The organism is Pseudomonas sp. PSB11 (assembly GCF_014596605.1).
GTDB lineage: Bacteria > Pseudomonadota > Gammaproteobacteria > Pseudomonadales > Pseudomonadaceae > Aquipseudomonas > Aquipseudomonas umsongensis.
The window spans coordinates 1-16179 of sequence record NZ_NOIO01000025.1; the positions used below are offsets into that span (position 1 = coordinate 1).

General features: G+C 54.7%; 14 protein-coding genes. 5 read left to right on the forward strand and 9 right to left on the reverse strand.

The features are described 5' to 3' along the window. Positions 1–602: 602 nt before the first annotated feature. Together CGA21_RS23395 and CGA21_RS23400 are read left to right on the forward strand one after the other, a co-directional pair. The gene (locus CGA21_RS23395; RefSeq protein WP_188265135.1) at positions 603–959 is read left to right on the forward strand and encodes a hypothetical protein; all 357 of its coding nucleotides are present in this window, start codon (positions 603–605) and stop codon (positions 957–959) included. Between the two features lie 41 nt (positions 960–1000). Further along, a complete protein-coding gene (locus tag CGA21_RS23400) occupies positions 1001–1312 on the forward strand; it encodes a hypothetical protein (protein WP_188265136.1) in 312 nt (103 codons plus the stop codon). 185 nt (positions 1313–1497) lie between these two features. Here the strand turns inward: CGA21_RS23400 and CGA21_RS23405 are convergent, their stop codons facing one another. From CGA21_RS23405 to CGA21_RS23415, 3 genes are all read right to left on the reverse strand, one after another. Then, on the reverse strand, positions 1498–2118 hold the full coding sequence (locus tag CGA21_RS23405; protein WP_188265137.1) for a tyrosine-type recombinase/integrase: 621 nt from the start codon (positions 2116–2118) through the stop codon (positions 1498–1500). Positions 2119–2292: 174 nt separating this feature from the next. Then, on the reverse strand, positions 2293–3096 hold the full coding sequence (locus CGA21_RS23410; protein ID WP_188265138.1) for an SIR2 family NAD-dependent protein deacylase: 804 nt from the start codon (positions 3094–3096) through the stop codon (positions 2293–2295). A 10-nt stretch (positions 3097–3106) separates the two neighbouring features. Further along, positions 3107–3760 carry a hypothetical protein gene (locus tag CGA21_RS23415; RefSeq protein ID WP_223194235.1) on the reverse strand — a complete coding sequence of 218 codons (654 nt, stop codon included), beginning with the start codon at positions 3758–3760 and terminating at the stop codon, positions 3107–3109. An 82-nt stretch (positions 3761–3842) separates the two neighbouring features. Here CGA21_RS23415 and CGA21_RS23420 point away from each other — a divergent pair, with 82 nt between their 5' ends. Further along, positions 3843–4529, forward strand: a complete 687-nt coding sequence (locus CGA21_RS23420; RefSeq protein WP_188265139.1) for a hypothetical protein — start codon at positions 3843–3845, stop codon at positions 4527–4529. 160 nt (positions 4530–4689) lie between these two features. On the opposite strand, the gene CGA21_RS30170 is transcribed toward CGA21_RS23420, so the two are convergent. Then, positions 4690–4824, reverse strand: a complete 135-nt coding sequence (locus CGA21_RS30170) for a hypothetical protein (protein WP_262927141.1) — start codon at positions 4822–4824, stop codon at positions 4690–4692. 163 nt (positions 4825–4987) lie between these two features. On the opposite strand from CGA21_RS30170, the gene CGA21_RS23425 reads away from it, so the two are divergent. Beyond that, the gene (locus CGA21_RS23425) at positions 4988–5680 is read left to right on the forward strand and encodes a hypothetical protein (RefSeq protein ID WP_188265140.1); all 693 of its coding nucleotides are present in this window, start codon (positions 4988–4990) and stop codon (positions 5678–5680) included. A gap of 63 nt (positions 5681–5743) precedes the next feature. Here CGA21_RS23425 and CGA21_RS23430 read toward each other — a convergent pair whose 3' ends face one another. The 5 genes from CGA21_RS23430 to CGA21_RS23450 are packed head-to-tail and all read right to left on the reverse strand — an operon-like array spanning position 5744 to position 13920. Continuing rightward, positions 5744–8929: a UvrD-helicase domain-containing protein gene (locus tag CGA21_RS23430; RefSeq protein ID WP_188265141.1), complete on the reverse strand. Its 3186-nt coding sequence runs from the start codon at positions 8927–8929 to the stop codon at positions 5744–5746. 2 nt (positions 8930–8931) lie between these two features. After that, positions 8932–11547, reverse strand: coding sequence for a PD-(D/E)XK nuclease family protein (locus CGA21_RS23435; protein WP_223194238.1), 2616 nt, complete (start codon positions 11545–11547; stop codon positions 8932–8934). 35 nt (positions 11548–11582) lie between these two features. Further along, positions 11583–12560, reverse strand: coding sequence for a hypothetical protein (locus tag CGA21_RS23440; RefSeq protein ID WP_188265143.1), 978 nt, complete (start codon positions 12558–12560; stop codon positions 11583–11585). Between the two features lie 52 nt (positions 12561–12612). Continuing rightward, the gene (locus CGA21_RS23445) at positions 12613–12984 is read right to left on the reverse strand and encodes a hypothetical protein (protein ID WP_188265144.1); all 372 of its coding nucleotides are present in this window, start codon (positions 12982–12984) and stop codon (positions 12613–12615) included. 54 nt (positions 12985–13038) lie between these two features. Next, positions 13039–13920, reverse strand: coding sequence for a hypothetical protein (locus CGA21_RS23450; RefSeq protein WP_188265145.1), 882 nt, complete (start codon positions 13918–13920; stop codon positions 13039–13041). Between the two features lie 100 nt (positions 13921–14020). Here CGA21_RS23450 and CGA21_RS23455 point away from each other — a divergent pair, with 100 nt between their 5' ends. Next, positions 14021–15103, forward strand: a complete 1083-nt coding sequence (locus tag CGA21_RS23455) for a WYL domain-containing protein (protein ID WP_317451700.1) — start codon at positions 14021–14023, stop codon at positions 15101–15103. Positions 15104–16179 lie beyond the last annotated feature (1076 nt).

Here is a 16179-nt window from a genome sequence, read left to right on the forward strand (position 1 = left end):
CCCAAACAGCATTAACGAACGCCTATGTAACTGACTAGGGCAATTCGCGATTCCGTCTGCTGGTTTCGCAGGCAACGCCCGTAGCTCTCAGCTTTCGAAGTGTTCAGTGCGTTTTCACACAGCCTGGGTCGAGAGGCGCCCTTCGTGCCCCGCAGCAATGGCCTAGGGCGTGTAAAAAAGCCAAGTCCAGTTTCGATCTTCGAGGCTGAGAGCCAAGCAGTCGGTCTTGGCTGATGGGATCGATCAAAGGTGGTGACGATACCATTTTGTAGTGCCAATTTGATATCATAGACCTGGCACATCCTCAAATGCGCAGGGGGGAACTGAGAATGAGGTAACTGCGCATTTGAAAGTTGTGTCGCTTAAATAAGCAGTACGCATGCTGCACCCTCACTCAGAAACTAAGTAGAAACGGCCTTTTACCTATTAGTAAGTTTAGGAGAGCAAAAATTTTAAAATATCTTATTGCAATAGCGTCTTCAATTTTGACCGGATGCGTAGCTCAAGCGCCTGAAAACTCCGGCCTTTCGAGTCGAGGAGTTGGGAAATGGCAGGCAGAGGTAGTCTGCAAGAAGATGGGGGCCGATACCCGTGATACTATCATGTTCAAGCTCAGCCCCGGCGAACTGCCATATTCCCAGCATGGGCTGATGGTATTTCACAGCCGAGATGAAAATGGTCGCAACCTTGGGTTTTCTACTTATTTTGTTCTTGTCCAGACGACTCCATTTACTGGTGGGATAGCAATCGATGTAGATCACCGGATAGTTAAAAACGGGCCTGATGTAGACACCCACTTTACGAAAATGGCAGGTGAAGACCAGCTAAAGCGTGGAGAGTTCACCGGTCCGGACGCTATGAAACTTAACATGTGTGGTCGTGTAGAAAAGTTTCACCGAATTCCAAGTAATACCCGACTTGATCAAGCTCCACCATTAGAAAATGTTGACTATAATTAGTAGTTCAGTGCTGGGTTTTTTATATACTATAGGAGAGAGTCGTGCTATTTCGGGTAATTGAACTAACGCAAGGCAACCTTAACAATAATCACCTTTACCTCTCCAGTGTCATAGATTTATTTCCGGCTGAATCCATTGGTGGTCCCAATGAAAGTGAGCTTGGCGCTCAACTAGAGATCCACTGCGGCATTGCGGAGCCGGTTTTCACTGACATTGCAGGTGACAAGAAGATTTTTAGAAAGCGCTCTTGGGTGGGAGAGTTTTTCCAGTCCCATGCCTTGTCTGCTGGCAGCAGGGTCATAATTGAAAGAACTGGGGCCAATCGCTACCACATCTACCCAGTGCGGGCGTAAGGCTCTAACAGACCAGTTGCGGTACTCAGTGTCTCTGTCGGTTCGGCCAAGGAAGGGCCAGCGCCAGGTTGGCACGGTTTGGCCCTAACAAATCGTTCAAGTCGCCCCTCCGGGGCTAGGGCGTTAGCCATGGTCTGCTTAGGGTCGGATAGCGACGGCCTAGCATCGACCGTCACTATGGATGATCAGACCTCCGTCTGTTCCGCCATTTCCAGGGCATCATCGACCTCGATCCCCAGGTATCTGACAGTGCTTTCAAGTTTCGTATGACCAAGCAGGAGTTGGACAGCTCTCAGGTTCTTCGTCCTGCGATAGATCAACGATGCCTTGGTTCTCCGTAGCGTGTGAGTACCGTACATGGTTGGATCAAGGCCAATGGCTGTCACCCACGCTTTGACTATTCGAGCGTATTGCCTGGTGGAAAGATGGTCTGAGGCGTGCAATCGGCTTGGAAACAAGAAGTCCTCGCTGCGGAGACGCGCCTGATGCATCCAAGCCTCCAGAACCACTCGGGTTTGCTCAGTGATTTCAAATTGCACTGGATGCTGGGTTTTCTGCTGCATCACGATGGCCCGTGACGACACATGTTCCCCATGAGCTATGTCTCGGACTCGCAACTTGGTTAAGTCACAGGCACGCAGCTTGCTATCGATGGCCAAGTTGAAGAGCGCCAAGTCCCGGGTCTTCTCAGCAAGCTGAAGTCTTACGCGGATGGCCCAGATATCTCTGACTCGAAGCGGGGCTTTCTGCCCGACAAGCTTTCCCTTGTTCCAAGGCTGATGGCTGTATCTAGCAATAGTGTTCATGGCTCGTCCTCCACGTTGAGGGAGGACAAGGGTGGATCAGTCACAATGGCTGGTGGTCGCTATCCGACCCGAAGCGGCCCGTCGCCACTCCGCCGTTCGGGCCTTCCAGTATCTCAGTGCATCGGAACCCGATACAAAAAGGGTGGGGCGTTAAATGCCCGCATAGCCTCACATTCAAAGGTCTGCGTTTGGATTTGCTTTGCGCAATAACTCATCGTGAGACCTGAATCCTTGCATCAGCAGTTGTGGCAGTACTTCACTTGCTCGCCCGACTAGCCAGAACTCGCGCACGCTTCGGATACACTTGGCGTCTGGATTGATATGCACCACGGTAGCTCCCGCCCGCCAGGCAATGTCTGGTATTTGTGCTGCGGGTTCGACTACTCCCGATGTACCGACAGATAGCAGTACGTCACAGTCTTTCGCAGCGGCAAAAGCCTGCGCGAGAGCTTGGGCGGGGAGGCTTTCTCCAAACCACACTACGCCAGGGCGTAGCTTGCCACCGCAATGACTGCATCGCGGCGGCTCCAAGTGCCGACCCTCTATTGGCTCATCAGGCAGCGGCAAAGGGTCGATAGCGAACCTGGCGCAGGCAAAACAACGTGGCTTGTTTAAACTCCCGTGCAGATGGATGACCTCAATACTGCCGGCGCGCTCATGCAGGTCATCTACGTTCTGTGTGACCAGTGTCAGCTTGGGCACTATGGCGGATAGTTCAGCAATTGCCCGATGCGCCAGATTGGGTTGCGCGTTGTACACCTGCATCCGCCGCCACTCATACCAGCCCCATACGAATGTCGGATCTCGCCTAAAGGCTTCACGTGTAGCCAGGGCTGCGGGGTCGAAGCGTGCCCATAATCCAACCAGCGCATCACGGAACGTTGGAATTCCGCTTTCCGCAGAAACTCCAGCTCCGGTAAACACAAGGACATGCTTGGCGTTTTGTAGTGCATCGAGCAAGCCCTGATTAATTTCCACGGGAGGCACCTCAGTTTTTTCTTCTTACCAACGCGATATAGATAGCCGACTGTCCATTCGCCGGGTCGATGTAGTTTGCCGTGGACATGTCGCAGAGATGCACGGGTTCTAATGCCAGCTCCAGTTTTGGCGCGCCTTCATACCATTCTTCGTCGTCTTGCAGTGCATGTTCAAAGGCCTGAAGCATTCCTTGGCAATCCTTGAACTGACGATTCAGCGCGTACCCGCCGGCTTGATCTTCGTAGAAGCGATGGAACACCAGAAGGACCGCACCCCACCGTATGACCTGGTCATTCGATTCGGTATTAGGTATTACCTTTTGCAGGTCACGGCGGATTTCCCATATTTTCTGGTAGGCATTTTTATTATTGTGGATGACTTTGAACTCCACGGAATGGGGTGGCTGTTCTCCTGTCTGATCTTCGATCCACAAATCCACTTTCTTGCGCTCGGCAGCGATCAGCCAGCGGGGCACATTGTGACGCTCATCCAGAGGTTCGCCCAGTCCAAACCGGGCACGATTGACGTCCAGTAGCGCAGCAGCTTCCAGGCTCAACCAATGCTCAGGGGCTGCTGTGACCGCAATGGACATCAGCATGCGTCGGCGCTCCTCCTGCTGGAGATGGGTAATCAAGAAATCAAAAAATGAAGGCACGAAGGACATGAGTGGTGTCTGCTCTCGAAGGGTTACGTGGTGACAATAATGATATAATGGCCATTTGCTATAGTGCAGAGGTACTGACCGGATGGCCAGTAGAAGTGAAATTTTTGGTTTTAAGTTCGAGTCACAAGATTTCCAAATCTACAGTTATGCCGATGAGGCTGGCTTGCTTTCTCATGCAACCATTCAGGAAGTCGATCGCGCCCGCTTTGCGTTTCTTGTCAATGCCCCGCTAGATGTCTCGATGCAGGTTACCGGCCAGTTCTCGTATGTGTTTTATCTAGATGCGGAACCTGTTGAGCGAAAGTTCTTGCCTCAAAATTATCAACTGGTTTACTCGGAACAGCCGTGTGGGCGCTCGTTCGACCGGTGGATCGAGACAGTTATCCGTTATTTGTGCGCCTGCTTTTGTTGCAATGCCATTCCGGCGTTCGATGCGCATGAAATAGCAAGTGTCCTCCTGGAAGCGCGGCAACACCGATTGCTCTTCAATGTAGTGCCCTTTGATGCCCTCTCCACTCTTGATGGTGAGCCGGTCTTCAATCGATTGCTGGCAGTCGTTTTCTCCTCGCCCGATTGGGGCTACGGGGATGTTTTCGATAAACTGGAGTTATGCGAGTGTCTCGGGCACCGCGTTGTTGGAGGTGGTGCTTTCCATCCGTACGATGAGCGTTTGGTGATGCTGCTAGGTGATCCAGCCTGCTGTGACCAACCCAGTAATGCGATAAAAGCCGAACTGGGTCCCGGAGATTTGCCGGCCATTTATGAATGAAAATGGGGCATGCAACCGTTAAAGCTCGGGCGCCTTGGGAAGGGGAGAGTCACTTGTCACCGGCTGGTTCTGGCCGATTGCGAAGGGCTGCAAGATAGTCCGTCCCACCTTCAACGATACTGGTAACGGTTGGGGGCGCGACGCACGCGCCTCCAATCATTCAAGCCAACATAGACGCATCAAGTTCATCATGACCTGTGATCAGCTCCGCAGGAGAAATACCCAACGACAGTGCCAAAGCCACGCTGCTCTGCATCAGCTTCGCATTGCGCTCAACATCGAGCGCGGCCGTCATGAGGTCGCCCAGTGGCTCTGCTTTGTATTGGTCTAATGAAGCCAGACACCCATTTCGGCAAGAATGCTCGCCAAATAGGAGTGCCTGATGAGTAAAAAACGTCGCTCCAGTAACTTTACTTCGAGCAGCCACTACTCGCGCTGGACAGCGCTAAGGAAGCATTATGTCCGCTTTCAATCTCAACGAATTTCCCACGTTCTTTTGTGCATACAACTGGTCGAATGCGAACCATAAGGCACGAGGCTATCCGGGCGACATATACCCCGACTTCCCATGGATGAAATCATTGGAAGAGCGAGGCGCGTGGCTCACAGTACAGTCTGAAGTGGCTGCCGCGCCGACGGACTACGTCCGCGAGCTTCTCGCGTGGGGAGCTGGCAAGAATGATCCCCGGATGAGGTTTGAAGTCGGGTTGGGCAACGTGTCACTGCTGGATATCTTCCAGCCGGTGGTTGCCAATATTGATGATCCAAAGGCCGCAATCACTGCAGCGCTTCAGATTCCCGGTTGCGGGTTGACCTACGCATCGAAGTTGCTGCGCTTCTTGCGGCCGAATTTGCACGCCAGCCTTGATGGACGCATACGCGAAGCAATGCTCAAAGCCGGGTTGCTAAGCAGGATTTACGACAGTAATGAAAATTCGATGGTCCGAGGCTATGTCGCATTTCAGGGATTTTGTACTGACTTGGTTGCACAACTCGATGCGGCGAAGATCGCACGACCAGGATGCAATCTTCCGGCGGCGCCAACGGCGACAGGCTGGCGAGTGGCAGACGTAGAGATGGCGCTGTTCGCCTGGGCTGACCGCTCGAATCCGGGAGCAGGCCTTGAGGGTCAGATAGCTGCCCCTGAGTGAAAAAAGTGCGGCCCGTACCTGGGCCGCAATCAGGGTTATCGGTCGTTCAAAACCGTTACTTGCTCAAAAGACCCGTACGGCACCGGCAGCTGTGGGAAGGAAAATCCATCCTTGTGCTACCGGTTTGCCCGACGCAACTTGGATGGCTCTGGCATAAGCTTCGAGCTGGCCGATGTGCTCGTCGGCCAATTCATCCCAGCGCGCCATCGGTGAAGGGTTCGATTTGTGATCGATCACTACCCAGCCTTCATGGGTGTCTAGCAACAGATCAATACGCCCGTTCAAGACCTGACCGGTCTCCAACATTTGTTGTACCGGGTATTCAGCCATTGCCCGTGACCCGGGCCACCGAGATTCAATCCAGTCGTGGAATGCACCCACTTGATCGTGAAGCTGTTGTGCATTCAGATTTTCGAGAAGGTCATGGGCCGCCAGCAGGCGGCGAATGTCCTCCAGGACGATCGGCTGATCCGTGTCGGCGAATGAAAGACACAGACTGGCGTGGATCGCGGCCCCCAAGACGCTCATTACCGGGCTGCCCTGAAGCACAATACGTGCCCCAATCTGGCATTTATCGCGATGCGTAGAAAAGGTGCGTGTTTCGCTACTGTAAGGCTGGAATATTAATGGCAGTCTCTGTTCGCTGGCCGGACTCGGTGCAAACCAATGAAGTATTTCAGCGCTGACATCAACTGGAATCGGTGAGCTCCGCGGTGAGAGCTTTTGGGCGTTGGCGAGCAGCGTTGAACCACCGGGCAACGTCAATTGTTGTTCGCCCTCCGGGAGTATCAACCAAGGAGCGGTTACGCAGTTGAGCCATGGACCGCTCATTTTTCTAGCAGGAGACGCGATCACCAGCAGGTCACGGGCACGGGTCATGCTGACGTAGAGCAGGCGCTTGGCCTCTTCTGTGGCCTCGTGCTTGAACATGATTCCTGCTTCAGAGTCCGCGATCTTTTCGGCTATCGGCACTTTTTGCTGTTTGCCAAGCGGCCATGGCCAGTAGCGAATGAACCGGTCATGCAACGGCCTGTGCGGGTCGAAAATGCTGTTTGAGCGTGTCGATACAGACCATAAGCGATCGCCGAAATCACGCGCCAGATCCATCAAGATGACCACGGGCCATTCCAGCCCTTTGCTGGCGTGATGGGTCATCACCTGCACAGCATCCAGCGCCGGTACCGGTAGTGCATCACTTTGGCTCTTCGCGATTTCGTCTAGCCAAAGAATCAGGCCGGAAATGGATGCGGTGCCCAGCCCATTTCGACAAAGCTCCTCATGCTGCTGGGCGAGGTCGATCAGCGCATCGACGTTCGCAAGTCGTTGCTGCGCCATGGCTGGGGAGGAGGACCAGGCAGTCACAAGGGAGAGGAGGTCACATTCGGCTATAAGGCGTTGCAATGCTTCCTTGGGTGTTATCAGCGCAAGGTCAGCACGCAACAACGCGATAGCGGCGACCACTGGGTGGGCTGCGTGGTCTTCAATATTTTCTTCACGCCATTGCGCCTGCGGATGTTCCGCATCCAGATAGCGCAATCGCTCAGAGACCCAGGCTTCGGGCTCCTCGGTGCCGGTGAGTGAAACGATCTGGGCAGTGGCCAATGTATCGGCAGGATCATTCAAACGACGCAAACATGCCAGCGCCAGAGTCGCCTCGGCACTGGCCAGTAATCCCGGTTGAGCTGTCGAGCATCGGAGTCCAGCTTGGGCAAGGGCGCTGGCTACTTTGATCACGTTGCTGTTTGAGTAGCAAAGGACCGTGATATCGCCAGGGCGAACATTTCGAATGGATTTACTGACGTTATCGAATACAGGGTGGCCTTGATCGATAAGTTGCTGGATACCTGCTGCTAATGCCTCCATGTACTGAACGACGTTACTACCGTCCAGGCACCAGTTAGCGAACGCCGCGCCGGGCAGACGGTCCTGTCGAGTGGGTGAAAGCCGTACCTCAGATGCTGCCAGGTCGGGTTCGAATGCAGGCGCAAAAACGTCGTTGATTAGCTCTACCAGTTCTGGCCGAGAACGCCAGGATTGAGTCAGGACCTCCTTTTCTCCGCCGAGTTGCGGAAGTGACTTGAGGATGGCCTGCATCAAGGCGCTGTCACTGCCGCGGAAACCATAAATGGCCTGTTTGATATCACCCACCCAGTAAACCCGTTTAGCCAACTGCGACAATTTCAAGAAAATCGCCAGTTGCATCGGACTGGTGTCCTGGAACTCATCGACCATGACCAGATCCAGCTCTTCCCCTAGTACCTGGGCTACTGCAGGGTTATCCAGCAATTTAAGGAGTGCATGCTCTTGGTCTGCGAAATCGAGCACGCCCAGTTCACGCTTGGAGTCGCCATAGACCTTCACAACACTGATTGCCAGGCTAAACACCTGCTCGAGGTAGTCCTGGATGTCGTTGTGCAGCGCTCGACTCTCGGCGAAGCGAGCAGCGGTTTCACCTATACGCTCGACCAATGGCTTGAGCTTCTTTTCCGGTTCGGTCTTCGATAGCTTTGCCCAGTCACTCCAGCGAGCGCTGTCCTGACACAGTGACCGCTGGAAATCCTTGAGCAACGACAGGTAGGTGCGCGTGGTGCCAACTTTGCTATCAGCGGCTATCAATTGAGCGAGCACATCGGGAATGGTGGAGAGCAGTTCAAGCTTCAAGTCTGATATTGCAGGTGCCGGAAAATGGGCAAGCAGTTCATCGGCATTGCGCTTGGCGAAACTCATGGCTGACTCGAGGTCGATGTCATTGGTGCGTAGCTGGTCGAGTATCTGACGCAGATCGTCGAGCCAGTTGTGAGTTTTGAATTCTCCCGTTTGCTCGTTTATTTCCAGGCCCATACGACGAGCAACAGCGAGGAAACGTTCCAGCATTTCGCCGTTGAGTACACGATCGATCGCCTGGTTCAGCAGCACTTTTGCCTGGCTGTCTTCCAAAACACGTTGTTGAGGCGGCATGCCAGCCTCAAAGGTAAATCTTTCCAGTAACTGGCCGCACAGACTATTCACTGTGCCGATGCGCGCCAGGCCCATAGCTGTGGCCAGGCCTGTGTTGCCTTGCTTGAGCAGGTGACCACGAACCCGCTCGCGCAACTCCGCTGCCGCCTTTCGGGTGAAGGTGGTGGCAATGACGCCGGCCGGGTCGACATCACCACTGAGCAGTTCCTGATGAAGGATCTCTGTGAGCCGGTGTGTTTTGCCACTGCCTGCGCCGGCGCTGATGAAGGTGATGCGAGGAGGTGTCGGCATTCTCATTGCTCCCACCCGGCAAGAGCCAAGTAGCGGTTATAGGATTCTTTGAGGTATTCCATCGACATTGCTCCATCAGGCGGGACGGATAGTTCGTCCTCTTCGATACCCTCCAAGGCAACTTCGAATTCCCCACCGGCAATTTGCGCCTGACGCCATGCCCATGTTGCTGTAAAGCTCTGCCACAACTCGCGCGTGGTGCCCGGTGGATTTGCTGGAATGCACTCAGAGTCCGCGAATGCTTGATCATCCGGCGTCAGAAGGCGGGCGGAGTCGAGTATGAAATACCCCACTGAAGGCATCGATCCAGTAGTCTGGCGCAACAGTTCGGCATAGATCGCCAGTTGGAGGTGCCGATTGCCCTTGAGTTGGTCAGGATATGTCTTGCCTCCGGCCCACTTCATGTCGACGATCGCTTGATGGCCATCCGCTTTGGTGATGATCAGATCGGCTGATCCGGCCAGCACGCCCCCCGCAAACTGTCCTTCAAGCTGTGTTTCGCAGGTAACGCTTTGTACTGACGCAACCGATAAATGAGTCAGCAGCTGCTTCAGTGCACGTCGCACCCGGTAGCGAAAAGAAGCCAGGTCAGCACCACGGCCGTCCATCAACAGCACCGCGCCTTCCTCTCTGATCACTTGGTCAAAGTGAAGCGCGAACCAGGCTGAAAAATCGCCATCACTCAGGCTCAAAGCGTCCTGCGAAGTGAAAAACCGCTCTGCTATGCGATGAGCCAGCTTTCCTTTGAGCTGAAAACTGTCGCCCAAGGTGAGGCTTTGTGAAGGGCGAATTCGCGCTCCGTAATGCAACAGCCATTGATAAGGGTTGAACAGGAGCAGATTCAAACTGGAGAAAGACGCTTTTTCCACCGTTGACAGTGGCGTTCGGCCAGGCAGCTTCCACCAGCGTTTGCGCAACGGCAGAGGAGCCAGCCGATGAGGTTGGGACAAGGGGCCTGGGGCAACCAATAGCGCTTCCAGCACCTCAACCTTGGGATGATCGACCAGCGTTTCCACCATCTGCCATAAAGGATGGCTTTCCTCGCTCTGTCGCCCGAGTACCAAGACCAAATGGCGATCCGCGGCCAATAGGGGGCGTAGCCAGTCCTGGGAGGCTTGGGCGAGCAGGGTCGCGCCCGTTGGCACTGCCACACCCATTTCTTCAAGTTGTTTGAGTTCTGCGTTGGACCACACCGAATGGCCGGGGAGCACCGGTATGCTCATGTTCCACCACACCACAGTGTCCACATGCTCGATAGCCGCTCCGGGTCGTGAGATCGCCAGTTGCGCCCCCACTTGCGCCGCCAGTAAGGGGTTATCGTTTCCAGCCGCGGTAGCCTGTTCCACCATTTGCTGCAGCTGGCGTGGGCGAAGCAGATACACGCCCTGCGCGACAAGGGTTTCAAGTGCTTGCTCAATGGCTGTGCACTGTGCGTGGCCTGCGTGTGATGCGAGATGGGGTGACGCTTCGGCGCGCCCCATTCGCCCTTGGAAGAATCTGCTCAGCCGTCGGACTCGCCCCAGCACGTCCTCCAAGGGTGCGCCCTGGTCTTTGCTGTATGTCGGACCCTGTATCCAAGCGGTTATGGATTCCAGAACCTGCGATGCTTCGTCCCCATAGTGTTGGCTGATACCGCCTACTACGTCCTCCCAGAGGACACCCTCAACACCGGGCGACGCAGCAATCTTGGCCGCCAGCTTACGACGCGCATGGGTGCGAATCGGGCATATTGAGTGCGTGAGGAATTGCAGTAGGGATGGGTAGTTCAGAGGCGCCCAGAGGAGCTCTATTGCCAGTGGCAGCACTTGGAGCGCGGGACGCAATGCGCTTGCGCTATCGAGCCCCTGACGAGCCCGGCTGGCGCCAACCATGTGTGCATCAAGGCAATCACCTTCCTGGCTCGAAACCAGCAGTAATGACTCGTTGTCCTTAAACGAGCGACTGAGCCAACTGGCCGCGAGGGAGCGGGTTTGTGCCTGTACAACTTGCACTGTGCCGTCGTCCTGCCAGATGAGAGGGGCAAGCTGTTCACCAGCAATGCTTCTTTGAAGCTGTTCTTGCAGCTGTCCTAAAAAGCCTTTCGCGCGGCCTGACGGTGGCTCGATGGACGCATGCGGAAGGCATTGGAGCACGTCTTGCCAGGCGCGGGGGTACGTTTGCCAATTATCAACTAACAGGATTTTTTCAATGGGCGTTCGACGCGTCTGCAAAGTTGACGCTATGCGTCGCAAGCGCTCGCCTACCGATGGTGCGACGTAGCGCTTTGCTTGCTGTTCAACATCGGCGAGATCACTGATGCGTGCGCTTCCATGAGCGGAGGCATTGCCATCCCAGCCGTGTAGATATAGATCGTCACGCCAGGAGAGCAGCTCGGCAGCGACGCCCAGTTCATCGGCCAGGAAACTAGCGAGATAGAAGCGTTTGGTGTCGGTACCCTTCGCAAGACAATCTCGATACGCTGCTGCTCGCTGGACGGCACATGGCTGTAGAGCAACCAGACCAAGCTGTGTTTCGAGAATTTCCAGCAACCCTTGCGGCCCAACCATCACAGACCCTAGTTGATTGCCAGGCTGTACCGGCCGCTGACCATCGAGTTGCATGCCAAATGTAATCTGCATATCAGACACGTTTATGCTCCCTGCTGATTTTTAATCTAGAAGCCCCGCGAAATATGGCTTCGCGTCCATTTGTGCCGACAATCCATGCAAGCGAAATCCTGCGTCACCTCATGATCCGTGACTGTTACCTGCCGCGATTTCCGCTTGCCCGTCAGCCGATCATTCACAATCTGCTCCACGGATCGCACTTGATAGACATTTTCCCGGTAGCCGGTGAGCTTTATCGCACGATGGTGGCAGCGTGGGCACTCTTTGTTTTTCTGCTGTTCAATCCAGAGAATTTGCACATGCGGTACAACCCAGATCAATGAGCTCAGCAGCGCGAGAATGATGGCCAGATCGGACGCGCTACTCGATAGACTCACTTTTGAGAACACCGGGATCAGGCACAACCCGCCCAGGATACCGAGCCATACCAGGCCCAAAATCAGCCGCTGGCTGCACAACGACCGATAACGTTTCTCGCGGCGGTTGATGTGCGTGGCAAACGAATCATCCTCCGTGTGTGGGGCAACTCCGGTAACCGCCTCAGTGTACTTGGTCTTATCAAACGCATTGTTGTAGAACTGCCGGGCTTGCCGCTGTAGCTGGATGCAAAACTGCTCGGGTAGCAGCATGTGTTCATTCTTTTCGGCCGAGTACAGCTTGAGTTTCAGCGACGCTGCGTCACACAGCTTGCGCAGCTGGCAAGGCGCGGGCTCCAAAAAAAACACGCCGATTTCATACAGGTCACCGCGGCGGTACTCGCAGGCCTTGTTGGGGAAATAGTTCAGTTCGATTCGCTGGTCATCCGCCAGTACGACCAGTTGCGAAGGCAGCCAGCCGCCCGAGCGCGACGTCTTTATTTCAAGATCAAGAATCATGCGGTCCGACGTCTGGCGAATACTGCGACGCCAGGACAACGTGAGTTCATTCGCCCCCCCGCGATGACGGCAGTGGCGCAGGTGCTCAATGGTGGTCAAACCCTCGAACTGATCTGTTTCAACCGACACGTAGTCTCCTTTGATACTCATCACTGCCCCTCTGGAAGTGCGTTGCACGTGCTGAAAAATGTCGCTGAGGTATTCAGTTCGACGAGTTCGAATCAGTGCCTTGTGCCTTGGCGATCATGGCGTCCAGTTGAGCAAGGAAATCGTCTACGTCGATTTCTACAAATTCCCCGCAGGACGCGGCGATGATTTTTTCGGCAAACTCGGCACTGTATTCGAGGGGCTGATAATCAGGGTCGGTCTTATCCAGGGTTTTGAAAAACCACTCTCCCTCCACTTCTTCGCCCACCAGGCATTCGAGTTCCTGCAGGCCCAAGAGCGCCGATTGGTATTGCGCGTCCATCAGATGCGGATAGTTACGGACTACCGCGTGTTTCAGTTCGATGGCGCGCATTCCGTTCGCGGCAAGGTCAACTATTAGGGTCTGCATCGGATTCAAGCGTTTCATCGTTCACCTCAATGATTCAGTGGTGACCCTCGTTCATGGACCGAGGGCCCGACGTCAGGCGGCCACAGCTGCTCGCTGAAGGCCAAGGTCATAGCCGATCATGAACAGCGCTGCTTCGAGGGCGCGCATCGGATCGTGGGGGGAGGCGACCGAATGGAAGGGGCTGGTTTTTGCGGTCGGGTGTGCCAATACCGCGCTCAATACCCAGTTGGCGCGCAGATTCCAGAGTGCGTGATGAGCGCCCGAACGCAGCCCTTTGAAGTGGAGATTGCCGATACCTGGATTGCGGCATTTAGGTGCAGTTGCGTTGGGCGCTTCTTTCGCGGCTGCCCAAGGGAAACACAACGCTTCTGGCACTTTCAGGAGACCCACAGACTGGCAGTATTTCACTACAAGCCAGCCGATGGCTGCGGCGACACGGCTGTCATATATGACGAAGCTCTTGCACAGCAGCGAGTAAACCTTGGTCATTCCAGAGTTGAAACGTAGATGCTTCGAGCGCAGAACCGGAGCCAGTTCATCGCCGGCATCCATTGCTGTCTGGACTGCTTTCAGCAGATCCGCCAGTCCTTCCTTATTCGCCTTAAGCCAGCTCGCGTTACCCGCGCTCACGCCACCCCAGCTCATTACGTCAAGCGAAGCATCGACAGCGCGATCGTCATTTCCTTGGATGTTTTCGAGATCCTTGCGCAGTGCCGCGAGAGCAAGGCCATTACTCATGGAGCAGTTACCGGGATTGAACGCCAGTCGCGAGTTTCCCGGATGATTCCAGCGGTAGCGGGTGAAGGCATCGAACAAGCTATTGCACGACCATTGCGCGCCCGAACGACGATCAACATACTTGTGCGTGAAACGCGATTCAGAATCGAGCTCGGCCGCGAGCCAGTTAATGAACTTCGACACCTGTGGGCAAGCGAGGTAGGTTTGGCGATTCATGAATACTCCTGTGGGCTGGCACTACGATTAGCGAAATTGCCTGCCAGCCAGAGCATCAAAACATCAGATAGGGACAGATCGTGTCCGCAAAAGGATGACTGTGGAAAATAAAGTCGATTTGTTTGATCGCCGAGATTGCCTGCGCAAGATTTTGTGTGAGTACAAGGAGGCGCAGCCGACCAACGTTCTGCATGAGCGTCTCTGCGCCGAGTTAGCGCTTGAGAACCACATTCCCAAAAATACGCAACGGGATCTTGAGGCATTAGAACGCATCGGGGATGTCAGGCTGGTCAAGCTGGACTCGGACCTGCGAGCCAATTTCTGGGAGTGGGCAGGGCCTGGCCTTGATTTGACGCTCTTGCCTACAGAGGCCATGACGGTATCGGCCATCATCGACCATGCGGCTCGTTTTGGCCTTCAGGCGCCACCCCAAATGCTGGGGAAACTGCGTAAATACGTTGATGGCGTCATGAGCAAGGGTTCTCACCGAAAGCTGGAGTGGGCCAAGCGCATCATCACAGGCACACGTTTTACGGTGCTGAAACCCGGACGATCCGATCCCGCTCATGTGGCCAGGATTCAAGACGCTCTTCGATACAATGAGCCGTTGAAGGTCACATATCTGCCTCGGGATGCCGAGGGCGTCGAGTGTGTCTACCACCTCAAACCCCTGGCGCTCTCCTATCAGGATTCGAACATCTACCTGTCTGCCTATGTTCTGACAGAAGAGTGGCCAGAAGGCTGTGCACCCGAGCCCGGCGCAAGGCGCGGTAAGTACAGCAGCAATGGTCCGAAAACACAGTGCGCGCTCATGCTCCATCGAGTGGTGGCGGTTGGCGAAAGCGGCTGGGAGATCCCTGAGCCCGAGGACTTTGACGTCAATTCGCTCGAAGCACAAAAACACCTCATGACCATTCATGGCGATGAGCCTGTTGAGCTCAGGCTTCGGCTGGGCGCCAACTTGCACAACCGGCTCACGGAAAATCCGCTGGCGGATGACCAGACCATGGTGCAATCGATTGACGGAAAATGGGATCTAAATTGCACCCTGCGCGATACTCAAGGCCTGAGGCTCTTTCTACTCAGCAATGCGGACGAGATCGAAGTGCTCGGACCTCTAGTGATTCGTGAGCATGTGCGAGAAACACTTCGCCGCGCAGTGGCTCATTATGCTGATGATTGAACCGGCGTACTGAGTGAAATGTACACTTGCTCAACCACCTGCGACTGAGCAAATTGTAGGCCAACCTTAGCATTCACTACCCAACTGAAAGGAAGTAGGTTCCGTAGTTACAGATGTGACGTCTGCCATTAACAATGCCGACGGTTTGATTGTTGACTGGGAGTGGCTGCGCCCGGATTCAATGCCATCGTGCCGGCATTCCGTTTATGCCAGTGGAACTCCTGAATTAGCTCTGGAGAATTAGCCGAGAGACAGATTTTGGCGCTGTTGTTTAGCCCAGGGCTGCGGCCGAAAGAATTAGAGGAACTGCGACAACAGAGTCAGCTAATTCAGAAGCTTTGCGCTCATGTCCAGGAACACTCGACGCTCTGGCCCACAGCATCCGCAGCTCCGAATGCAACGTCAGGAGAGTTGTTTTTTGAGTTGCTTGGCTCCGCCCTTTACCGACTCGATCCACTCACAGCAGTTGAAGCTCGGTAGCCACTTACCGTGATCACTTGGTATGTGTGTTGGGGTTGTGCCGTGAGCGGTTGATGATCTCGTGCAGCCACCGGGCACCCGGGCGACATCCAGCAGGTCTCGATGGCGATCGGTTGAATCCACAGCCCACAGCAGACAGTCACGACCGACCGCTTCTGGCCGTTTTCTGCCTGTCGTGAGGGGCAGAAATCGGCCGACTCTGTTGAACAAGTCGGATTTCAGCTAGCCCGAATCCACGCAACATCACCATCGGAGCTTTGTTAGCCCGGTACGGGAAGACCCGGCGAGCGCATTGGCCGTGCCGGCGTAGTTCCTTGCTGGCGGAAAAGCTATTCCAGTTAGGGGCAAAGTTTTTCCGGTAGCGCCGTCAGGGACTAACGCGGAGCAGCCTGGAACCTCTAGTAGAATTCGAAAATTCCTAATTGAGGTCTCGCCTCTTAGCCGGCAAAGTGGTCAGGGAATGTTCTTTCCTACGCCTTTGAAAGAAGCGACATGCTTTGCCCGTTTTAAAAACTAATGACTTCATTTTATTTTCTAATGACCACCGAAGGCTGAGTAGACGGCTATTGCGATAGTCTGTGTAAACCATAAGTTTA